Genomic DNA, 22,515 nt, shown 5'->3' with positions numbered 1-22,515 from the left:
TACACTTAAATATAAATTCGTCTGCTTTAAAAAAGAAGGGTTGAATAGAACAAAGCAACACTTAACCACTTTCGCTACAAATCAGCACTTATACACGTTCACGTTTTTCAATCATCTTGCCAAATACCAATCCCAATTCAAACAACATCCACATTGGAATTGCCAACATGATCATCGAAATAGCATCTGGTGGCGTGACAAACATCGCAATAAAAAAACAGCCCACAATAATAAAGCGTCTTTTTTCCACCAGCGTTTGCGTGCTGACCAAACCAATTAAAATCAATACCAGTGTAATAATTGGAATTTCAAAAGTGACCCCAAACACCAAAAAGAGTTTTAAACAGAAACTTAAGTAACTGTTAATGTCCGTCATTGGTGCAACGGTATCAGGTGAAACACTGATAAAAAAATGCAGAATCGAAGGTAAGGCAATAAAATAGGCAAAGGCAATCCCTGAATAAAACAAGCAAATACTGCTCAATAACAATGGGAATGCCAGACTCTTTTCTTTTTCATACAACGCAGGTTTAATGAATGCCCAAATCTGATAAATAATAAAAGGCATCGCCAGCATCAGCGCAATAAAGAAATTCAGTTTAAAAGGTGCCATAAATGTTGCAGTTACATCTGTAGCAATCATGGTCGAACTGGCAGGTAATTGGGCACGTAGTGGTTCAGATAACATTGAATAAGTTCTGTTTGCAAATGGCAACAAACAGAAAAAAAGCACAATCAATACCCCGATAATTTTAAACAAATGCTGACGCAACACCATCAAATGTCGGGTGATTGGCATTGCTTCAAGCTGAGTCGCTTCTTCGGAAACTTGCTCTTGTAGCTGCGGTATCATTGATGTCATACGGCCACCTTCAATTGCGATATTGACTTGGATTGAACAAGATCAATACTGAGTTTTTCATCATTACATTGAACTTGTTTTAGCCAGATACTTGGCAAATAGACTGTAGGAATATCAAGAGAGACAGGTTGATAAATCTGCTTCACTCTCAGCTGGGCTATTTGCTGTTCTTTTAATTGCGGTTGCTCTAATTGCTGTTTCTCTAATCGTGCTGGCGCTTGCTCTTGCTGTATAGCATCTCCAGGCATAGCCGATAATTGCTGTAGCTCATGCATCTGCGCCTGCATTTTTTGCTCTAATTCTTGAATACGCTGCATCTCATTCTGCATCTGTTCGCGCAATTCAGATAAGCGTAATTCACGGTCAATGTCGTTCTGAACATTGCTGATGAGACGTTTCAATTTACTGTACCATTTCGCAACAAAACGCGCAGCTTCAGGGAGTTTATCAGGTCCTAACACTAACAGCGCAATAATCCCAAAAACCAATAATTCAGAAAATCCGACATCAAGCATGTGTTAGTTCTCCAGTTTTAGTGCTTTACAGTAGAGTTCACATCAGCATTGCTATTTTGATGTTCCTGTGTTCTTGGTTCATTCAGTGCAGCAGTGGTTGTTTCATCATCTTGAATTGATTTTTTAAAATCCTTCACCGCACCGCCGACATCTTTACCTAAATTTTTTAATTTAGATGTGCCAAAAAGTAAGATCACCACAATTGCAAAAATAAGTACGTGCCAAATCGATAATCCAGCCATGGTTTTTTACTCCTGATATTCTTGTGTTATTTCAATCATTATGTGTACAAAGACAGTTTAGCCATGTACTACTGAAGAAATGATGCGATAGCAATAGCATCTAAATCTTCTTCAGTAGTCAGGCGATATAAAATTAAATAGTCTTTTGTTAAGCAGTTTTCTTAATCGAGCGGGCATTGACCAATTGATTATTCAACACCACTTGATGCCCACGTTTTGTATCTACAGTATATTGCGGCTCTTTAATGGTATCGACATAGATCCAGTCCGCTTGAACCTGCGTTGCAGTAAAGCTGACATTCAGATAACCACGTTGATTTAGGTTGGTATAATCCAATTCATCAATCAGTGTGGTAAACGCCATTTCAAACTGCTGTAACTGTTCCACTGGAATATTGAGATACTTTTCAATTCCCGGCGATGACACTGAACTTGTCGCCAGCTCAACACCGACAAAATCACCCGCCTGACTATACAACTCTGATGACCATGCATTATGGGTATCACCTGCCAGTACTACGACCTTCTTGTTCAATGCTTTTAAAGTGTTATATAGAATTTCTCGTTCAACATAATAACCATCCCAAGCATCTAAATTATAAGGTGCGACAGTGGTTAAACGTGCCTTTTCAATTGCTGTCAATGTTGGATCGCCCTGTAGCACACGCATTTTCAGTTGCACTAACTCCATGATCATCGTATTGATTTGATTTAAAACCTCTTGAGTTGCGTTTCCACTCAGAACTGCACTCAACGGTACCAGTAATTCAGCAGGGATTAATATCTTACCCATCAACACTTGCTGACCCAATACATTCCACGTTGCCTTGGATTGAGCCAACTTTTGCTGTAACCATTCACGTTGGGTATACCCCATCAAGGTTCGATTCTGATTGGTTAAGTCAGTCTGAAAACGTTGAAAATCCATACCAGAAGCGGTGATATAATCGGTATATTCCAGTTGCTTATCTCTGGCAAGGATACGGGTATCTAACATGGTCAATTGCACCAGTGAACCAAAGTCAAACTGGCGATAAATATTGAGATGATCATTTGCGGAAATAGGACGAATCGGCATCCATTCAAAGTATGCTTGTAATGCAGCAAGTTTACGATCGAGGAAAGCCCCTTCATTGGCTTGGTGATTTTCAGCGCCTTCTCGCCATGTATCATTTGCCAGCTCGTGATCATCCCAAATCACAATAAATGGATGACGGTGATGCAATGTTTGTAAATCTTTGTCTTTACGATATAACGCATAGCGTTTGCGATAATCATCTAACTTGATAATTTCTTGATTATTGTCCGCAGCCAAAGTACGTCCCAACTTCACTGCATCTTCTGTTGCATAACCACCTTGACCATATTCATAAATATAGTCACCCAAATGAATTACCACATCAACATCTTGCTTAGCCATTTCACGATAAACATAGAAATACCCTGCTGGATAATTCGCGCAAGAACATACCGCAAAACTGACTTTGCTGGGGTTGATTGGTAGCGTTTTGGTTTGTCCAACTGGTGAAACTTTATTGCCAAAGCTAAAACGATAGAAATAGCGTTGATCTGGTTTTAAGTTTGTGGCATCAACTTTCACCGTGAAGTCTTGTGCCTTTGCTGTGGTGACTTTGTCTGTTTTAATGATTTGCTTGAATTGATCATCTAAAGCAATTTCCCAAGTCACTTGCAAACGTGCGCTGCTATCATTGGGCGTTAAGCGTGTCCATAAAATCACGCGATCTTGTAAAGGGTCTCCACTGGCAACCCCATGTTCAAAATTGACTTGTAGTATTGTTGATTCTCGATCTGAACTGTCATTACATCCCGTAAAACCCGCAGATAAAGACAGTGCACCAAAACCGAATAGGCTTTTTTGAATAAGTTCTCGTCGTGTAATTTTGGCTGTCATACTTTACTCCTTAAACTATGGCTAGATTACAAATACTAAATAAGACCTAAATTTATTTATTCTCTACGGTCCCATTAACTAGATTGATTCATTGAATACACTTACATTAATTGAGAATATCTAGCGATTTTTCCGTATCATAAATTTTTTCCAAACTGATAATTCTCCGCTTATCATATCTGTCACTAAAAATTTCTTTTCTAAGCGCTTCAATTGATTTTTCCTGATCAAGCATATTTAAATCACGTTGCAAAATTTCACCTCGCTTTTGCATATATATTTCTGCTTGGTTTTTAAATTGCACTCTTGATTTATCAACAGATTCCATCCGCTCGGTCACTTCAGGACCAAACACTTTTAACCGCTCCTTGCGGATCTCTTCCTGTGAACCTCCTCTATTTTTTATTTCCTGAACTTTACGAGATACATCGTTAAAGTCTTTATTAAACTTTATTGCCTTTCTCGATTTTTCGGGCAGGTTGTTTATCGCTGTATTGAGTTCCTGTTCGATTTCATCATCTGTCATCCCTGTAGATTCATTTATTTTTAAAACAACCAACTCATAATCTTCAATTTTGTCACTTGCACCAAATAATGCCTTTATCTCAAAGGGGGTAAAAAATCTTTCTCGGATAGATCGAATCGCATCTACAAGTCTTTTCGCATTTTTATAATTCGCTTGATTTTTCGAATGTGCCTTATGCGTTAAAATGACCTGATCGGTATATTTGACATACCTAATCCATAAATCCTTTACGATACTTTGAGTCGGATCAACCAACAGCTTATTGAAAAAATTTAAACCAAAATTGGTAGGATCAGATTCAGTTGGATTATTTTTTAACAGCTTATCAAAACAATCCTTGGTCATATTGTCTAAAACAAAAGTTTGATTTGTATCAAAACTTAATTCACAGTAAATATTCCCTCCAAATGCATCAACTGCAATGGGTATAAAACCGCTGCTTGGTTTTATGTTACCTATATTTAAAGCGGTCGCTTGATCTGGCTTTAAATCCTCCTGATTACTTATTTGTTTATCTGTTTGCTTAAACACAAGCCATAGAAAACAAACAATAACCACTAGAAAAAAAGATGAAACTAAAATACTTTTTTTCATTTAAAATCCCTGATTTTTTGTTTTAAATAAAATCAGGCTATATTTATTCTTTATAGATCAATATAGCCCAAAGTCAATCACATATTATTTTCCTTTAAATAATTTGCATGATCTTTTAAAACATCAATTGGGTTTGGAATTGTTGCCCATTTCGTCGGTGTTTGAATCCAACCCCAATTCCAAGGCCAGCCTGAAACTGAGAATGATTCATCGTATTTACTAAACGTTCCTGACTGTTCTCTATGTTTCCAGTTATAAATTCCTTTTAAGTTTCCTAGACGACTACTACATACCGAGACCGTACCATCATGTGCTTGATTGGGAAATAAATTTACCACTTCATCAATTTTCCCCGTCCATGATGTCATATAAACAGGATAGGAATGTCCATTGGATCCTTTGATAAAATATCGATCAGGTGTATTGGGTAGATTATAATCGCTTGGGTTAGCTGTCTGTTTTAGGCATTGAGCAGAAATGGGAATACCTTCAGGGAATAAAGTATTAAAATCTTGCATACTTTTGGCACTATTGGCTCGGATCCCTTCAAGCAAATTAATATAATTTAGACTGTTACGACGATAATCTTCATCTGGTAATTTTCTAACACCCTCACCGCCCCACACCCAGAACGAGGTGTTGGCATTAAAGGTTTTAATATCATTTTCATCTAATCTGCCATCAATTATAATTTTATGAAGTGCACTTAAAAAATCATGTCTATAAATGATATTTTGCAAAAAATTCAACACAGACTGTAGCGAAGAATAAGGCAACATACTGCTAATATCTAATTTTCCAGTTGCTTCATATTCTTGGATATTTTGATCAGCAAATGGACTTCCCCGATGTGGAGAACCAACAGTCGCGATGGAGGACACCAACTCAGGTTTAACCCCAAGCGCATAACGAGATGTCGGTCCACCTTGACTATGTCCTACTAAATTAAATTTAACGTCATCACGATAGTAAGTCGTTTGAATATACTGTAAATGCTTGATTAATTCTTCACCACGATATTCATTGCTATTTAAAGGACTTATAGAAACTGCTATCGCTGGTGTGGACTGTTCAGCCAATTGAGTTAATGTTGAACCCCAGTAGTCATAAATAGAAAATTTTCCTAAAAACTTTACATGTTCTGCCCCTGCTAAGCCATGTACAAGCACAATTGGTTGAGGACTATTTTTATTTTCATAGCTGTCTACAATTGGATTTACATTAAAACCCGCAAAAGAATGGCTTGAGTAAACTACTGTTGAAATTAAAAATACCCACTTGGATAAAGTAAAATCTTGCATACGTACTCCAATTTATAAAAATTTTCTTGTCATGGTCTATATCGTCGTCTCAAACTAAAATACATACCAAGATTCACAAATCCTTCGTGCTGTCTTATCGATTGGTATTGATTTAAATCATTTCTTAAAGTTATAAAAGTTGTGGAATTTTATTGATAAATATTCACAACACGGTGTTAAAGTATAAAATTTAGAAATATGCGTATTGACATTTCACCACGAATTCATTGACAAATTACGACAAATATAAAGACCGATATGTATAAAGTATTTTCTTTTAGGGTTTTAGTAAATTCAATTGAATTAAACATACGAATAAAAATCACTTGAATAATAAAAAACTTATTATCTTAAATGCTTAATTATTATTCATGATGATGAAAAAAGTCAGACTATAAATAAAAAATTAAAATCATACCATCCAAGGTTATTATTTAATTTTCATTTGATTAATATAATAAATACAACCAAACCAACGCATTATTTATACAAGTGATTTATATCTAGTCATTGATCATAAATAAAGCATATATTTTTGTATAAACTTTTAGAAACTATTGGTTATTAATTCGTTTTTTGTACTTTTGAATCATAGGTTGTCCTACCATAGGGCGACATGAATGTCGCTGTTGGGTGGGAGTACATATTTTTAATATGCTTCATTTTTAAACACTTCATTTTTAAATATAAATATCCCACCTCACATATCTAAGTGACTAATAATTAATAAATTACAGATCAAAATCGATAATAATTTTAATCACATCTGGAGGTGCCGATGCCGCTAACTTAAATGCCTCAATACTTTGATTAAAATGAATTTTTTTTGAAATTAGAGGCTTCACATTGATTTGACCAGAAGCAATCAACGCAATAGAACGCTCATAATCATTTGCGTAACGGAAAATTGAAATCGTCTCAATCTCTTTGACCTGCATGGCAACAATATCCATAGGCACAGCGTGTTGTGGCATTCCAACAAAAACCAGTTTGCCCGCAGGTTTTAGACAATCGGGTGCTGCTGCAATTGCGCTTGCATGACCACTACAGTCAACAAATAGGTCGACACCACCGACAAAGTGCCGTTGCACAAAGCACTTTAAATCTTCCTGTGCGACATTACATGCAATTAAACGCTCACCATAATGCTGGACTAAAAAATCCAGCTTCTGTTGTTTTATATCCGTAATGATAACTCGACTACAACCTGATGCGAGTAATGCCAATGCCATTAAAGTACCAATCGTCCCTGCACCAGTAACCACGGCAGTATCTCCAGGTGAAATACCCACTTTGCGAGCCACATGTACACCTGAAGCCAAAGGTTCAACCAACACTGCTTCTTCCAGACTGACATGATCTGGTACCTTAAAGGTTAAGTTTGCAGGATGAACCACAGACTCACGCAATACACCATGTACAGGCGGTGTTGCCCAAAACTGAATATTCGGATCAAGATGATACAGACCCTGCATCGCTTCTGGAGAATTTAGCTCAAAAACCCCAGGCTCCATACATACACGATCGCCTATTCTTAAATGTTGAACTGCCGAACCCACTTCAACGATGACTCCGCTCGCCTCATGCCCCAGAATCATTGGTGCATTGACAATAAAATCACCAATTCGACCATACTGATAATAATGCACGTCACTGCCACAAATACCCACTTTGGCAATTTTAATACGTACATCTGTTGCGCTTAGATATTCATTGATCTCAATATCACGAATTTGCAGTTTGTCTTTTTCTTCCAGTACCAATGCTTTCATTGTGATTGCTTCCTTGGGTGTTGTTTTCCGTTGTTGCTTTTTTTTGTTTTGACCTTCTTCTGCTGCTGACGTATTCCACTGTGGTTGTATTGCAATGGTTGATGTCATTTTTAATTGAGTCATATTTTCAATTGAGTCACATTGTTAAAAACGAGCGATCTTAAAAGACCACTCATTTTTGAATAATCAATTAAAGCCTTACCACCAATATTCCAATTGAGCACCAAAGTTTGAACCACGATTCACACTGTGAAAATTGTTATTCGGCATCACCAAGTCACGCATTTTTTGTTCATTATCGTTCCAAAATGCATAAGTATAATAAAGGCGAAGTTCTGGACGATCATAATAGCCTGTGCCTTTTATCGACCAGGTTGGTGCCAGTGTCAATTTGGTTAGATTACGGGTTTGGTCATTGGCCTTAATTTGGTCATAGCCAATTTCAGTGGAAATTTTAAAATGATCTTGAACCACATACGCCACCCGAGAGCCCACTGAAATCCAATCACGATCTTGTTGATTCTTCAGTTGGTCTTTTTGGTAAATAAATTGAGCTTGTCCATTGAATTTCTTACTGTCTGAGCTCCAATCCAAGATTTCAAGAAAGCGCAGTGAAGAAGTATCACGATCCAGCTCAGGGTTACCGGTATAACTCAGCCCGATCCCAGCGCCTTGACCATATTGTAGCGCCACGGTATTTTTACCATTCAATACCTCAGCCGTGACATTTTGCACGGTTAATGCCCAGCCCATCTCATCTGCATCAATCAATGACAAACCTGTATTGATTGTATTTTTAGAACCGATTGGAATCCCTTTCACTGTCACATCATGTCGATTGATATATTTTTCCTGAAATACATTATCTTTTCGGGAAAACACATAACTTAAGGACAAGTCATTGATTTTATAATCATCAATACCGAAGCCAGTAGCACTCTGATTCCAATAAAAGAAATCAGTCATGTGAATGTCATTACGTTGATAAAATCGCCTACCTGCCCAGACATTTGCCCCATTCAGATAGGAAATATTTCTCCAATCCAAATAAATTTGATTCATTCGGGTAAAACCATTGTCGTCATTAAAACTTAATGTTTGCCCATATTGGTTATAGAACTGAAGCATTCCGTTGATGTTCAGTTCGGAATTATCTTTTAATTTGATCAGGTTTTGTTGGGCAAAAAACTCACCGTATTGTTCACATTCATTTCCAAGACGATACTTGGTCGGCGCTCCCGTGAGTTGAAAACACTCTTGTGTTTTGCCATTTTCAGTTGCACCGATTCCCGTACGAAAATAACCACCAAATTCAATCGCAGATACAATTTGCGACAATAAAAAAACCGCTGTTCCAACAATCCATACGTTTGTTTTCATGTTAAATTCCTTTTTTAAGCATGAGTTTGCCTTATCCCTCTGATTCATTCAGTTGGATGGAGTAAAGAGCGCACTCATTAAAATTATATTTATTTCAATTCGGGTTAGAGTTTAATGATGAGATAAAACCATCTCCTTTAATTCATCTCATTGCCTTTATTTTCAAGCACATTGCGCTTGATTTTTACTTAACGTAAATCCACAGGAAGTAAGTCTTCCGCAATATTTTGATAACACACAGGACGCATAAAGCGACGAATCGCCAGCGTGCCTACAGAGCTTGCACCAAAGTTTGTTGAAGCTGGATAGGGTCCGCCATGAACCATGGCATCACATACCTCAACCCCAGTCGGGAAACTATTTGCAAGAATACGACCTGCTTTACGTTCCAGTACAGGCAGTAATTGACTTGCAACATGATGATCTGCTTGATCAAGATGAAGCGTACAGGTAATCTGCCCCTCAAGGGACTTCGCCACGTGCATCAATTCATCAATATTTTTAACAATAACCACTAAACCCAGCGGTCCAAATACTTCTTGTTCTAAGGTCTTATTTTCCAGCCATGCTTTGCCTGTTGTAACAAACAGATAAGGACTCGCATTACGCAAATCACTGCTTGAACTAAAGACTTGACTTACATCTGCTGTATTTGCCAAACGTTTTTGCCCTTCACGATAAGCCTCGGCAATCGCATCGGTTAACATGACTTGTGCTGGAACAGATTCAAGTGTTTTTACAACAGTTTGAATATACGCATCTGCTGCTAAACCTTCGATCAACACGGCGACCCCAGGATTGGTGCAGAATTGACCTGCATCTAATGTCAATGATTCAGCCCAGCCTTTGGCAATTTCAGCACCACGATTGGCAATCGCATTGGGCAAAATAAACATTGGATTGACAGAACCCAGTTCACCAAAGAACGGGATCGGTTCTGGACGTGCAACACAAAGATCATATAAAGCACGTCCACCACGCAATGAACCTGTAAATCCAACCGCTTTAATCAACGGATGTTGTACTAAGCTTTGACCAACATCTAATGCTCCACCGTGGACTAAACTAAATACACCAGCGTGCAGTCCACATTTTTCAATCGCAGCATGAATCGCTTCAGCAACAATCTCCGCTGTACCTGGATGTGCCTCATGTCCTTTAACCACAACTGGACACCCTGCGGCCAATGCCGATGCTGTATCCCCGCCTGCTGTTGAAAATGCCAGCGGAAAATTTGATGCACCAAACACTGCAACTGGTCCGATTGGGCGTTGCATCAAACGAATATCTGGACGTGGCAGTGGCTTTCGATCTGCAAGCGCAACATCATGACGGCGATCTAAAAACTCACCTTTCAAGATATGCGTAGCAAAAAGTCGCAGCTGCCCCACAGTACGTCCACGTTCTCCTTCCAGTCGAACCTTGGGCAACCCTGTTTCTTGGGTTCCAATCTGGGTAATCGCATCTGCTCGGACTTCGATTTCATCAGCAATGACATTGAGAAAAGTCGCGCGCTCCTCAAGCGTTGAGTAACCATAAGTACAAAAAGCATCTTCTGCCGCTTGGCACGCTTGATTGACAAGTTGACGATGGCCGACAGAAAAACGAGATACTGAACCATCAATAGGGTTATTGGTAAAAGTCTGATCAGTCGCAATCCACTTCCCTGCGATTAAGTGCTGACCATGTGGTTGAAAAGACATTGTGCTTTTTCCTCGATCAAGTTGAGTAAATTAACCAAAATAACGGACGCGGAAAGCATCAATCAGTACTGCAATAAAAATCATAATTCCTCCAATCATTCCGACATAAAAAGAAGGCACATTGATAATTGCAAGTCCGACCTGAATGATCGTGAGTAGCAATACACCACCCAATACGCCTTTCACATTGCCACGCCCACCAAATACACTGACACCACCAATAATGGGCGCCGCAATCGCATAGAGTAGATAGCTTGAGCCTTGATTTGATGTAATCGCCATTTGCCATGAAGCCAGTAAGAATCCCGCAAGAGCAGCAAGAAACCCAGAAATGGTATAGGTCATAATTTTGATACGCTTCACTCGGATTCCCGCAGAGAGTGAAGCAGCAGGATTTCCACCTACAGCATAGATTGAACGACCTAAAACGGTATGTTTCAATATCACACCAATAATCAACAACATGATCAGAAATACCACCGGCATTAATGGCCAAGTCCCGAGGGTTGCTTGCCCAATCCAGGTATAAGCTTCTGCAAAATTATTCAGTGTTTTGCCTTGTGTTAAGGCCAAAAGTGCACCTTGAAGGATGATCATCATTGCTAGAGTTTGGATCAACGCAACCATTTTTAATTGGGTGATACACCAACCGTTAAAGAACCCAATAAAAGTACCGACCAATAAGCCCAGTAAAATCGCGGCAAACCAAGGTAATCCCCAATCAGAATAAGCAAGTGCACCCACAGCAGCGGAAAAACCTGCATTTGCTGGAATTGAAAGATCGATTTCAGCAATCAACAATGGCAATGCAACAGCCAAACCCAAAAGCCCTAAAACGGTTGCCTGCACCATGATATTTTGCAAATTAAACACGGTAAGAAAGTATTCATTAAATGCACCAAAAATGATGACCAAAGCGATCAACCAAATCCAGACCACGTTGTGGAGCACCCAACCTAAAATTTCGCGGGTATTTTTCTTTGCTGTAATGTTGGTGATCTTATTGTCTGCTGCTATTTCATTACCCATTGCATCTCTCCTTACTCATTGCATCTATCCTTATTATTGCCTCGTGACATCACGCCTGAACGGATGCGCGTAGACGGTCGACGGTAATCTCCTGACCCGTCAATGTTTCTTTTACAGTCCCTTGATCAAAAATACACACCCGGTCGACCACACGAACCAATTCGTCCATATCGGTTGAAACAATGATGACCGCAACACCAGCACGACTAAGTTCATCAATGATGCGCAATACATCTTGTTTCACCCCAATATCAATTCCACGTGTCGGTTCATCCACCATCAACAATCGTGGCTTTGCTGCCAACACTCGTCCTAAGCACACTTTTTGTTGATTACCACCACTCAATGTATCCACTGCATATTCAGCATTGGGGGCTTTCACCCCCATTGCGTTAAAATAATGCTGAATCACCGAATGTTCTGCCTGTTGATCGATAAATCCCAATTTTGAGCGTTGTGATAAAGAAGAAAGCGCAATATTCGATCCAATTGACATCTGTCCAACCGCCCCATCATGACGACGATCATCAGAAAGATAAGCTATTCCCATATCAAAGGCTTCATGTGGAGACGTTGCTAAAGGTTGCGCATCTTCGCCATGCATTGAGATTGAGCCTTTTGCAGGATGCAATCCAAAGATTGCCCGAGCAATTTCTTTGGCGCCTGCGCCAGGCAAACCTGTAAATCCAATCACTTCGCCTGGACCAATGTTCAGTTGTTGCAAGGCCAAATCTTTGCCATATATATTTTTTAAACAAACAGCAGGGATTTGACCGGTGTAATCACATCGCTCCCGTTGAAAAAGCGCAAGATCTCTCCCGATCACCAACTCAGTCAGTTGTTCAGCACTCATGTTACTCACATTGTCAGAACCACCTGCCAAACTGCCATCACGTAATACAGTCACCGCATCACAAATTTCAAGAATTTCGTCGTTGTAGTGTGAGATAAAGATAAACGTTACCCCCGTGGCTTTTAATTTATGCATAAAATCAAATAACTGACGGCGATCAGCAACGGTTAATGCCGCTGTTGGCTCATCCAAAATAATCACTCGACCACCAGAGAACATCGCCCGTAGAATATTTAACTTACGACGTGCCACCGCATTTAAATGTCCTGCTAATGCTTTGGCATCGATATTGGTTCCTTCAAGCATGCGACTTGCATTGCCACGCAAAGTTTTCCAATCGATAAACCCTTTTTTATTCGGCCAGATACCCAACATCAGGTTTTCTTCTGCGGTCATGTTGTCAATGATCATTGGCTCTTGTGTCACCAAGAAAACCCCAGCGGCTTCCATTGCTTTGACGTCAACATGCTCAAGTACACGACCGTTTAAAATAATTCGCCCAGATGTAGGGGTGACTTGTCCCGAAATAATGCCAACCAATGTGGATTTACCTGCACCGTTTTCACCCAGCAAGCCATGAATAGAACCTTTACGAATTTCAACCGTGACACCGCGTAGTGCTTGAACCACACCATAACTTTTAGTCACGTTCTCAATGCTTAGGATCTTCTCATTAATTGCCTTATCAATATTCCGTTCATGTAATCCCATTTTTTCTCTCAACATTGCTTATTTGTCATCACTGGAACAAGTCTGCTTTACTCAATGCGAATTAAGCATAGGGAATGCCCCAATCCTTCTCAGCTACTGCCCCCCAATGTCTTGCATCACCAGCATTGTCCTTATTGATGACAAAAGCAGGAATAATCAGTGTTGGTCCTGTTTTACCTTTTACGATGACGCCCTTTTCCCAAAAGTACTTGGTGTTTTGGTATTCACCCAAAGGCACTTCTGTATTCTTCAATGAATGCTTGGTTAGCATTTCAACCGCAATCTCACCATAAGCGATTGGGTCTTGAGAAACACATGCATCCATATAGCCTTCCTGAATCCATTTCAAAGCAATTGGTTCACCATCAATCGTCACGAAAATAACATGGCCTTCCTCACCGACCTTCTTCCAACGATTTCTTTGTTGCAATGCAGTCGCAATACCGCGAGCAGGAGAATCTGAAGGTGCATGTACTGCATCTAGATCAGGATGCTCAGATAAGGTAGATAAAGTTACCGCCAGCATTTTTTCCAGTTGCCCTTCAGTCGGTCGAGACAAATAGGTAATTTCTGGGTATTTCGCAAAAACTGAATCCATGCCTTCTTTACGTAAACGCCATGCCACAGAAGCCAAAGCACCAAAACAATTTAAGACTTTACCTTTTGGCTTTCCGTACTTTTTGACCAAACGACTTACAATTTCCTCTGCAGCAATGACACCGCCTTGAAAATTATCAAAACTTACAGTAATTGCGACATCACCACCATCCGCAGGCGTATCGATGATACCGACAGGAATTTTTTGCTGGTTATAGCGCTGGATGGCAGAAACAATCGCCTGACTGTCTATTGAATCTGAAATAATTGCAGATGGTTTTGATAAGAGTAAGCTCTGCCACTGCTCAAGCTGACGGGTACTGTCAAAGTTTGCATTGGTGGCTTGAAACTCGCCTGAGTTGGCTTGCACCGCACGTTTAACAGCTTCTTCCTGAATCACAAAAAAGTAGTAATCAAGACTTTTATTGGAATATGGAATTGAAAGACGAGTTGCGGTTGATGTAGAACGACTACATCCTATAAGCCCTCCCCCCAAACTCAGCCCTATACCTGCTGCAACTGCGCTTTTAAATAGATTACGGCGGGTTATTCCGCCCTGATTTGATTTTGTCATTGGAATATCTCCTTTATTCCTTATTTATTAAATCTAGTAATACTATATTTTTAATTAAACTGTCAATAACATCCCATACAGAATATTTAAAAAATAATCTTTAGATACAATAAATAGATACTTAAAATTAAACAATAAAAGCTTAAATATATAATAAACACGGATATTTAAGAGAAATATCAACCATTTTATTTTGGTAAATCGATTTTAGTTTTATAACAATAAAATATAGTTTTACTATATTATCTCATTTTGACGTAAGAGGTTCCATCAAAACACGCCACCACCATCCCCACCGCTTCACGAGTAAACAGACCATTTTCGACCACACCCGGAATTCGATTGAGCTCAATCTCTAATGGTGATGGATCTTTGATTATTGGCCCACAATGGCAGTCTAGAATAAAATGACCACTGTCTGTCACGACGGGTTGCCCATCACGCATTCGACGTTCAATCCGTATATTGTCAATACCATGTTCTGCAAGTACACGTTCAACCATTGCTAAGGTTTGCTTCCATGCAAATTGCACCACCTCAACTGGAAGCGGAAAGCCACCCAAACAATCGACAATCTTGGTTTCATCACAAATACAGATCATTTGTTTAGAAGCGTGTGCGATTATCTTCTCCCAAAGCAAACAAGCACCACCACCTTTGATCATATTAAACTGCTGATCAACTTCATCTGGACCATCAATGGTCAGATCAATTTCACCGATCTCATTGGGATCCGTGATTTCAATCCCCACCTGTTGTGCCACCTCAATGGTTGAACGAGAAGTGGTGGTACACGTCAGGGTTAACCCATGTTCTCGTATGTGTGCCCCCAACTCTCGAACAAAAAAATGCGACGTCGTTCCAGAACCTAAGCCCAATTTCATACCATCATGGATAAAATCCTGAATTACTCGGCGTCCTGCTACTTTTTTTGCTTCATCTTGTTGATTACTCATTCAGTACTCCTGTTACTTACGCAGCTTCACTGCTACTTTTTAATTGATCAAATCTTGTCCGTGTGCCATAAATCAAGCGCCGGCAATTGATCAGGAAATTGGCTACCACTTGCGATTGCAATGGCAGTGACTAACATATTGGTCACCAGATGATGGTTCAGGCGTGAAGCCAACGGCGTCATAAGCTCGGTATGCTCATAAGGCTGCACAGCAATCAGCACATCTGAAATCTGTGCCAATGGGCTATCATGTGCCGTAATCGAAACCACTTTCGCACCACGTTTACGGGCAATGCTGGCAATCTCAACCATTTTTCGCGTATGTCCAGACTGCGAATAAATCAAAATAACTTCTTCAGGTCTGGCACTATCGGCATGAATACGTTGGTGCTTTGTACCAAGCAAGGCCTGACAGCGGATACCCAGTCGTTGAAATTTATGTTCTGCATCCACAGCATTGATTTCAGACATTCCTGTGGCATAAATGCCAACCCAATTTGCCGCTTGAAGGCAACCTGCTCCCGCCGTGATTTGCTCTGGCACTAAATCTTCAGCCAAGCGCTGAATTGCATTCAGTGAATTACGACAGGTTTTCCGCACAATATTTTCAATACTGTCATTGGGAATAATTTGCTCATAAGCAAATGGTGCAGATGGCACTAAGCTCTGCGCCAACTGAAGTTTTAAATCCTGATAACCCTCAAAACCAAAACGGCGGCAAAAGCGCATAATGGTTGGATCACTGACAGAACAGACTTCAGACAGACTCGCCATACTCATCTGAATCACTTCAGATGGTGATGTCACCACAAAATCAGCCACACGTCGTTCAGCACGATGCATGTTTTCACTTTCTTGAAGAATCCGCTGTAACAAACTGACGGTCATACCACTACACTCCTAGCCGCCACCTGACAGCACATCAAATCAAACTTGTAATAAATCCGCCAAACGACTTAAGCGTTGCTTGGCAGAAATTTCCACCTCTGGGCCACCACCCCAAGGTACAACAAAAAAAGGCACATCGGCACCCACTGCGGCTTGTTGATCAATGGGTGTATCACCAACATAAGCCCAGCCACCAGAAACCAAATTCATCGCGTCCGCCACAGCCAACAAATGTTTTGGATCTGGTTTACAGGCAGGTACCGCATCCGCACCCAAGGCCACATCAAACAATTCAGACAAGCCCAATTGCTGCAACACTTTAGCAGTGATTGCATGGGTTTTGTTGGTACAAATGCCTAATTTTATCCCAGCCGATTTTAACGCCTCAAGATCTTCACGTACGTGTGGAAAAATTCGGGTATGCCCCGCAGGATTGGCCAGATACTCCTGTTGGTAACATTGTAGAGTTTGCTGTAATGTTACTTCGTCATACGCAACATCTAATTCATCTAAAATATCGATAATCAGCCGACGTGGACCATTGCCAAGAAATTTTTCAACAAAATGCGCCTCAAGCTTGGGCCAACCATTTTGAGCAAAGCCAATATTTAAAGCCTCCGCAATATCAGGCGCACTATCAATCAGCGTGCCATCTAAATCAAAGATAAATGCAGAATAAGCAGTCATAAAAAACTCCTGAGAATTATTGGTCAAAAATTGGAGAACTTAACGCGGTAAGCGTTTGCCCCAATACGGGATAGAGACTGCGATACATTTCATGCGCTTGTGCATACACCTCAGCGACTGCCAAATTTGGCTGTTCTCTAGAAATTGCCCTAAAGTTTTTGATCGCACTTTGTTCATCGGGCCAAACCCCCATTGCCAAGCCAGCAACCAATGCAGCACCAAAGGCGGCACCTTCAGCAGCACCATCGGTCGTCACCACCTCACAACCAAATACATCGGCCTGGATTTGTCGCCAAAGTGTAGACTTTGCACCACCCCCAGAAGCTTTAATCACTTGCTTTTCAATCCCTAATGGCTTCATTAAGGAATACATATCCGCCAAGGCATGTACCACCCCTTCCATCACAGAACGAGCAATATCACCACAATCATGTCGTGCAGTGAGACCGATAAGCGCGCCACGCGCTTTAGGGTCAGCATGTGGACAACGCTCACCATACAGATAAGGTAAAAACAGTAAACCCTTTGCACCCGCCGTACTCGCTGTTGCTTTGGCAACAATTTGCTCAAATGAAAGATGTTGCCCGTCAGCAATATGACAAAAATTCTCACGGAACCAATTCATTGCACTGCCAGCATTGAGAGAGACACCCATACAATGCCATTTATCAGCAGCCACATTGCAGAAAACCTGCAAACGACCTTTTGGGTTTTCTTGTGCTGTATCTAAGGCAGCAGCGAGAATCCCACCTGTACCAAGTGTGGTTTGCAGTTCACCCGGCTCAATCACACCTGAACCAAAAGTCTGAATTACCGAATCCCCACCCCCACCCGCAACAGGCAATCCCTCTGGAAGACCGAAGAGTGCTGCACCTGCTGCTGAGACGTATCCTGAAATCACTTGTGATTCAAATACTGGTGGGAGTATTTCAGGATCAATTCCTATCTTTTCAATCAAGCCCATCGCCCATTGTCGTGAACGCACATCAAACAAGCCTGTGCCAGAAGCATCAGAAACCTCAGTGGCAATCACCCCAGTCAGACGTAAACGCAAATAATCTTTCGGGTTCAACATGCTACGCATACGCGCAAACAGCTCAGGCTCATGACGTTGCATCCAAAGAATTTTGCCACCGGTATAGCCCACCAACATTCTGTTATTGGTTGCCGCAAGCAATCCATCTAAGCCACCAGCAGCCACGACAATATCATCACATTCAGCTTGATTACGTTGATCATTCCATAAAATAGCTGGGCGTAAAACTTGCTGTGAAGCATCAAGTGGAACCAAGCCATGCATTTGCCCAGACAAGCCAATACATAATATTTGCACTGGAGGCGCTTTGGCCAATGCCCCTGCGACAGCCTGACGTGCACCCTCCACCCACAATTCAGGATCTTGCTCTGTCCAACCTAGTTGAGGTCTAGACAATGGATAAGTTGCGATATCGGCTGAAACAACTTTTCCTTCAATATCGATCAATAAAGCCTTACATCCTGAAGTTCCTATATCTATCCCTAGAAGTACTTGCATAAATCAATTCTCCACGCCGTGGTGTAAACGAATATGTTTGAAATTAAAATACTCAAGCAATCCTTCACGACCATGTTCGTAGCCAACACCACTCTGCTTACGACCACCATAAACAGCATTCATAATTCCAGCATCAACGTTATTGATCGCGACATTGCCATAGTCAAGACCCGCTGAAACCCGATGAATTTCTGTCAAATTTTGAGCATAACAATAAGCCGCTAAACCATAAGGCGTATCATTGGCATAGCTGATTGCCTCATCCAAATCATCAAAAGGTGCAACTCCAACCAAAGGACCGAACGTTTCTTCGCTCATGACTTGCATACTATGCTTACAATCCGCGATCACAGTTGGGCGAAAAAAATGTCCTTTGGCATATTGAGCCCCCTCTGGTGCTTTACCACCAGCCACCAATCGTGCGCCTTTAACCAAAGCATCTTGGAGATGGATACGCGTTTTATCCAAAGGTTCAGTAGATGCCATTGCGCCGAGATCAGCAGCTGGATTTTCCAAGCCATTATCGACACTCAATGCATCAGCCGCCGCTGCAAGTTGAATAACAAACTCCTCATATACTGCGCGATGTACATAGATGCGATTAATCGCAATACAGATTTGCCCACAATTACGGAAGCTACGACGTGCTGCACCTTTGACCGCTGCATCAAGATCGGCACTTGCAGTGACAATCATCGGGCAATTGCCACCCAACTCTAAAGACAGTCGTTTCACTTGTGGGCAGCTTTGTTGAATATGCAAACCCACTGCACTTGAGCCCGTAAATGCAATTTTATCCACTTGCGGATGCTCGACCAGTGCCTGCCCCACTTGTGAGCCTTTACCTGTCAATACATTGACTACTCCTGCAGGAATACCCGCTGCATGACATTTTTGTGCAATTGCCAAAGCAGTAAATGGCGTCAATTCAGCAGGTTTAATAACGATGCTACATCCAGCAGCAAGGCTGGCACATAATTTCCATCCAACCAACTCAGCGGGATAGTTCCACGGTGTAATTGCAGCAACCACACCAATCGGTTCACGTACCACTAAACTTTGGAATCCCTGTTGATCATTGGGAATAATTTCACCATGCACTCGCGTGGCTTCTTCAGCATAAAAATGACATGCTTCAGCAAGTTTTAGAATTTCACCTTTTGCTTCATTAACAGGCTTGCCTTGCTCCGCTGTCATGATCATTGCCATATTTAAGGCATCTGCAGCAATAAGATCACCTAAACGATGCAAAGCGATCGCACGCGTTTTTGGCACAAGCTTAGACCATGAAGCAAATGCATGACGTGCAGCAGAAACAGCCGCATCAATCTCATCCGTTGTTGCTGCAGCAATATGACCAATCACCTCACCCATTGCAGGGTTTAGCACAGGTAAGCGAGGTCCTTTACCTTTAGAAAATTTTCCGTCGATATATAAAGTACTGTCGAGTACAGCGATTGATTCAGCTAAAGCATTATTTTTCATCATTTACTTCACGCCTTCCTATGCGAGTAATCTTGTTATTCATTGTTAAAATATATAGTAATACTATTTTTATGCAAGAATAATTTATAAATTAGCTGAATATCCTTTGAAAAAACATCAAAACCAATAATAAAAATAAATTATTTTATAATTAAAAAACAAATAAATATCTCAAAAACATGTTGATGTATGCGAATAATAGCGGCATACACTCAATACACTACTTGACCAAAGCTAAAATTAAAAAGTAGTATTACTAGATAGAAGAAATGATAAACAAAGGAAGGATTCTCCATGTTACCCACATCACTCAACAGCGCCAAATTGGTTGGACGTGTTTGGCTTCCTCACAAAGGGCCATCGGTTGTCATCTTACGTGACAACATATTGTTTGATGTCACCGAGTCAGTCATCTCAATGGCTGATTTTCTTGACCATGATCCTGCTGGTCGTTTTGACAAACTCACAGGTGAAGTGCTTGGGAAAGTTGAAGATTTGGTGCTTGATCCTGCAGAAATGGGTTACCACGCAGATCGTCCTTGCTTACTTGCCCCCTGTGACTTTCAATCCTTAAAAGCTTGTGGGGTTACTTTTGCCAAAAGTATGGTTGAACGTGTCATCGATGAACGAACCTCTGGTGATCCTGCTCGTGCCGAAGCATTACGTCAACGTATAGGTACACTGATCGGTGGCAGTTTATCGAATATTCAAGCGGGTTCTGAGCAAGCAGCTGAAGTTAAAGCGACATTGATTGCTGAAGGTTTATGGTCACAATATCTCGAAGTCGGGATTGGGCCAGATGCAGAAGTCTTCACCAAGTCACAACCCATGTCTGCTGTAGGTTATGGTGCACAAGTGGGAATTAATCGGATTTCAGCATGGAACAACCCTGAGCCAGAAATAGTGTTGGCGGTGGATAGCCAAGGCAATATCCGTGGTGCGACGCTGGGCAATGATGTCAATCTACGCGATGTTGAAGGCCGTTCAGCACTATTACTCGGCAAGGCAAAAGACAATAACGCATCATGTTCAATTGGCCCGTTTATCCGTCTATTTGACTCAGATTTCACCCTTAGCGATATTGAGAATGCCACGCTTCACATGTCTGTAATTGGTGCAGAAGATGGTTTCAGCATGTCAGGACACTCCAATATGGCGGAAATCAGTCGTAAACCCGCGCATCTGGTCGCACAAACCTACAATGACTCGCATCAGTACCCAGATGGCTTTATGTTATTTTTAGGCACAATGTTTGCGCCAACACAAGATCGAGAAGGTCAAGGTTCTGGCTTTACCCATAAACCAGGTGACGTGGTCGAAATCTCTACTCCGCTTTTAGGCACATTACGCAATACTGTTGTTTATGCTGATCAAGCACAACCATGGACTTATGGAACCCGTGCACTGATGCGTAATTTAGTAAAACGAGGTGTGCTCTGATGAAATTAGTGGTCACTGATCAAGCCTTTGGCAATACACGACATGAGCAAGCAGCCGCGCAAGTTGCCGGGGCAAGTTTTGCAGAATTTCAATGCCGTAGTGAAGCAGAAACAGTACAAGCCGTTGCAGGAGCAAATGTAGTACTCAACAACTTTGCACCCATGACCCATCGTGTGATGCAGGCCATGGCAACTGGTGCAACCATTGTACGTTATGGCGTTGGTGTCGATAATGTTGATCTCGTCGCCGCAAAACAACTTGGGATACAGGTATGTAATGTACCTGATTATGGTATTGAAGAAGTCGCTGATCATGCAGCTGCCATGACCTTGATGATGGCACGTAAACTCAATCAGTATGACCAAGGTATCCGCGCAGGTGAATGGAAGATCGACCAGATGGTTACAGGAATTCGTTCGTTGCGTAATACCACTGTAGGTTTAATCGGGCTGGGACGTATTGCGAAAGCTTATGCCTCACGCCTCGCTGCCTTTGGTTGTCATATAATTGGCTTTGACCCATATGTCACCGAAGCGCAAGCAAAAATACTAGGCGTTCACCTGATGTCACAGGATCAAGTGATTTCTTCTGCCCATGTTTTATCGCTACATGTTCCACTGACCCCAGCAACACGTCATTTGATTGATGCTGAGGCGATGGCAAAAATGCCTCAGGGTTCAATCATTATCAATTGCTCAAGAGGTGGATTGATTGATGAATCAGCATTAGCCACAGCCTTGGTCAATGGACAAATCTCAGGCGCAGGACTCGATGTCTTTGCACAAGAGCCATTACCAGCAGACTCGCCTTTACGTACAGCACCTCATTTAATCATGTCTCCACATGCAGCGTTTTTTTCTGATACATCGGTAGATACCTTACAGCGCTTAGCCGCTGAAGAAGCATTACGCAGTTTACGTGGTGAACCGTTACGATGCTCACTCATCACATAAAA

19 protein-coding genes are annotated in these 22,515 nt (G+C 41.2%); 2 read left to right on the top strand and 17 right to left on the bottom strand.

Annotation, left to right across the window (positions count from 1 at the left end):
• Positions 1–88 precede the first annotated feature (88 nt).
• The 17 genes from tatC to ASC84_RS06800 all read right to left on the bottom strand — a co-directional run bounded on the left by tatC (position 89) and on the right by ASC84_RS06800 (position 20,123).
• Positions 89–862, bottom strand: a complete 774-nt coding sequence (gene tatC / locus ASC84_RS06880; protein ID WP_056512934.1) for a twin-arginine translocase subunit TatC — start codon at positions 860–862, stop codon at positions 89–91.
• Positions 859–1,377, bottom strand: coding sequence for a Sec-independent protein translocase protein TatB (gene tatB, locus ASC84_RS06875; protein WP_056512933.1), 519 nt, complete (start codon positions 1,375–1,377; stop codon positions 859–861). The genes tatC and tatB overlap by 4 nt, the downstream gene beginning before the upstream one ends.
• Before the next feature lie 17 nt (positions 1,378–1,394).
• Positions 1,395–1,619 (bottom strand): Sec-independent protein translocase subunit TatA, encoded by a 225-nt coding sequence (gene tatA / locus ASC84_RS06870; RefSeq protein ID WP_056512930.1) that lies wholly within the window; start codon positions 1,617–1,619, stop codon positions 1,395–1,397.
• A gap of 148 nt (positions 1,620–1,767) precedes the next feature.
• Complete coding sequence (locus ASC84_RS06865) at positions 1,768–3,531, bottom strand: alkaline phosphatase (RefSeq protein WP_056512927.1); 1,764 nt, start codon at positions 3,529–3,531, stop codon at positions 1,768–1,770.
• 106 nt (positions 3,532–3,637) lie between these two features.
• A complete protein-coding gene (locus ASC84_RS06860; protein WP_056512924.1) occupies positions 3,638–4,651 on the bottom strand; it encodes a lipase secretion chaperone in 1,014 nt (337 codons plus the stop codon).
• A gap of 77 nt (positions 4,652–4,728) precedes the next feature.
• Entirely contained in the window at positions 4,729–5,952 is a 1,224-nt protein-coding gene (locus ASC84_RS06855) for an alpha/beta fold hydrolase (RefSeq protein WP_056512918.1), read from the bottom strand.
• Between the two features lie 731 nt (positions 5,953–6,683).
• Positions 6,684–7,847 (bottom strand): NAD(P)-dependent alcohol dehydrogenase, encoded by a 1,164-nt coding sequence (locus ASC84_RS06850; RefSeq protein WP_264753248.1) that lies wholly within the window; start codon positions 7,845–7,847, stop codon positions 6,684–6,686.
• A 75-nt stretch (positions 7,848–7,922) separates the two neighbouring features.
• Positions 7,923–9,104, bottom strand: coding sequence for a carbohydrate porin (locus ASC84_RS06845; protein WP_056512915.1), 1,182 nt, complete (start codon positions 9,102–9,104; stop codon positions 7,923–7,925).
• A gap of 188 nt (positions 9,105–9,292) precedes the next feature.
• Entirely contained in the window at positions 9,293–10,807 is a 1,515-nt protein-coding gene (locus ASC84_RS06840; RefSeq protein ID WP_056512911.1) for an aldehyde dehydrogenase (NADP(+)), read from the bottom strand.
• Between the two features lie 30 nt (positions 10,808–10,837).
• Positions 10,838–11,836, bottom strand: a complete 999-nt coding sequence (locus ASC84_RS06835; protein WP_056512910.1) for an ABC transporter permease — start codon at positions 11,834–11,836, stop codon at positions 10,838–10,840.
• A 49-nt stretch (positions 11,837–11,885) separates the two neighbouring features.
• Positions 11,886–13,400 carry a sugar ABC transporter ATP-binding protein gene (locus ASC84_RS06830; RefSeq protein ID WP_056512907.1) on the bottom strand — a complete coding sequence of 505 codons (1,515 nt, stop codon included), beginning with the start codon at positions 13,398–13,400 and terminating at the stop codon, positions 11,886–11,888.
• 61 nt (positions 13,401–13,461) lie between these two features.
• A complete protein-coding gene (locus ASC84_RS06825) occupies positions 13,462–14,571 on the bottom strand; it encodes a sugar ABC transporter substrate-binding protein (RefSeq protein ID WP_056512903.1) in 1,110 nt (369 codons plus the stop codon).
• A 242-nt stretch (positions 14,572–14,813) separates the two neighbouring features.
• Positions 14,814–15,527 carry a ribose 5-phosphate isomerase A gene (rpiA, locus tag ASC84_RS06820; protein ID WP_056512900.1) on the bottom strand — a complete coding sequence of 238 codons (714 nt, stop codon included), beginning with the start codon at positions 15,525–15,527 and terminating at the stop codon, positions 14,814–14,816.
• A gap of 47 nt (positions 15,528–15,574) precedes the next feature.
• Positions 15,575–16,414 (bottom strand): MurR/RpiR family transcriptional regulator, encoded by an 840-nt coding sequence (locus ASC84_RS06815; protein ID WP_004721513.1) that lies wholly within the window; start codon positions 16,412–16,414, stop codon positions 15,575–15,577.
• A 39-nt stretch (positions 16,415–16,453) separates the two neighbouring features.
• A complete protein-coding gene (locus ASC84_RS06810; RefSeq protein WP_056512895.1) occupies positions 16,454–17,101 on the bottom strand; it encodes an HAD family hydrolase in 648 nt (215 codons plus the stop codon).
• A 16-nt stretch (positions 17,102–17,117) separates the two neighbouring features.
• Entirely contained in the window at positions 17,118–18,635 is a 1,518-nt protein-coding gene (gene xylB, locus ASC84_RS06805) for a xylulokinase (RefSeq protein WP_056512893.1), read from the bottom strand.
• Positions 18,636–18,638: 3 nt separating this feature from the next.
• A complete protein-coding gene (locus ASC84_RS06800) occupies positions 18,639–20,123 on the bottom strand; it encodes an aldehyde dehydrogenase (RefSeq protein WP_056512889.1) in 1,485 nt (494 codons plus the stop codon).
• Positions 20,124–20,414: 291 nt separating this feature from the next.
• Here ASC84_RS06800 and ASC84_RS06795 point away from each other — a divergent pair, with 291 nt between their 5' ends.
• Both ASC84_RS06795 and ASC84_RS06790 read left to right on the top strand, forming a co-directional pair.
• The gene (locus tag ASC84_RS06795) at positions 20,415–21,560 is read left to right on the top strand and encodes a fumarylacetoacetate hydrolase family protein (RefSeq protein ID WP_056512886.1); all 1,146 of its coding nucleotides are present in this window, start codon (positions 20,415–20,417) and stop codon (positions 21,558–21,560) included.
• Positions 21,560–22,513, top strand: coding sequence for a C-terminal binding protein (locus ASC84_RS06790; RefSeq protein WP_056512884.1), 954 nt, complete (start codon positions 21,560–21,562; stop codon positions 22,511–22,513). Before ASC84_RS06795 ends, ASC84_RS06790 begins: the two co-directional genes overlap by 1 nt.
• Positions 22,514–22,515: the final 2 nt, after the last annotated feature.

Source organism: Acinetobacter sp. Root1280, from assembly GCF_001425285.1.
Classification (GTDB): Bacteria; Pseudomonadota; Gammaproteobacteria; order Pseudomonadales; family Moraxellaceae; genus Acinetobacter; species Acinetobacter guillouiae.
This window is presented reverse-complemented; position numbering and strand designations above follow the sequence as displayed.

Bases quoted from the DNA above. Each gene is read 5' to 3' on its own strand.
- tatC (WP_056512934.1), bottom strand. From the start codon at position 862: ATGACATCAATGATACCGCAGCTACAAGAGCAAGTTTCCGAAGAAGCG.
- tatB (WP_056512933.1), bottom strand. From the start codon at position 1,377: ATGCTTGATGTCGGATTTTCTGAATTATTGGTTTTTGGGATTATTGCG.
- tatA (WP_056512930.1), bottom strand. From the start codon at position 1,619: ATGGCTGGATTATCGATTTGGCACGTACTTATTTTTGCAATTGTGGTG.
- ASC84_RS06865 (WP_056512927.1), bottom strand. From the start codon at position 3,531: ATGACAGCCAAAATTACACGACGAGAACTTATTCAAAAAAGCCTATTC.
- ASC84_RS06860 (WP_056512924.1), bottom strand. From the start codon at position 4,651: ATGAAAAAAAGTATTTTAGTTTCATCTTTTTTTCTAGTGGTTATTGTT.
- ASC84_RS06855 (WP_056512918.1), bottom strand. From the start codon at position 5,952: ATGCAAGATTTTACTTTATCCAAGTGGGTATTTTTAATTTCAACAGTA.
- ASC84_RS06850 (WP_264753248.1), bottom strand. From the start codon at position 7,847: ATGACTCAATTAAAAATGACATCAACCATTGCAATACAACCACAGTGG.
- ASC84_RS06845 (WP_056512915.1), bottom strand. From the start codon at position 9,104: ATGAAAACAAACGTATGGATTGTTGGAACAGCGGTTTTTTTATTGTCG.
- ASC84_RS06840 (WP_056512911.1), bottom strand. From the start codon at position 10,807: ATGTCTTTTCAACCACATGGTCAGCACTTAATCGCAGGGAAGTGGATT.
- ASC84_RS06835 (WP_056512910.1), bottom strand. From the start codon at position 11,836: ATGGGTAATGAAATAGCAGCAGACAATAAGATCACCAACATTACAGCA.
- ASC84_RS06830 (WP_056512907.1), bottom strand. From the start codon at position 13,400: ATGGGATTACATGAACGGAATATTGATAAGGCAATTAATGAGAAGATC.
- ASC84_RS06825 (WP_056512903.1), bottom strand. From the start codon at position 14,571: ATGACAAAATCAAATCAGGGCGGAATAACCCGCCGTAATCTATTTAAA.
- rpiA (WP_056512900.1), bottom strand. From the start codon at position 15,527: ATGAGTAATCAACAAGATGAAGCAAAAAAAGTAGCAGGACGCCGAGTA.
- ASC84_RS06815 (WP_004721513.1), bottom strand. From the start codon at position 16,414: ATGACCGTCAGTTTGTTACAGCGGATTCTTCAAGAAAGTGAAAACATG.
- ASC84_RS06810 (WP_056512895.1), bottom strand. From the start codon at position 17,101: ATGACTGCTTATTCTGCATTTATCTTTGATTTAGATGGCACGCTGATT.
- xylB (WP_056512893.1), bottom strand. From the start codon at position 18,635: ATGCAAGTACTTCTAGGGATAGATATAGGAACTTCAGGATGTAAGGCT.
- ASC84_RS06800 (WP_056512889.1), bottom strand. From the start codon at position 20,123: ATGATGAAAAATAATGCTTTAGCTGAATCAATCGCTGTACTCGACAGT.
- ASC84_RS06795 (WP_056512886.1), top strand. From the start codon at position 20,415: ATGTTACCCACATCACTCAACAGCGCCAAATTGGTTGGACGTGTTTGG.
- ASC84_RS06790 (WP_056512884.1), top strand. From the start codon at position 21,560: ATGAAATTAGTGGTCACTGATCAAGCCTTTGGCAATACACGACATGAG.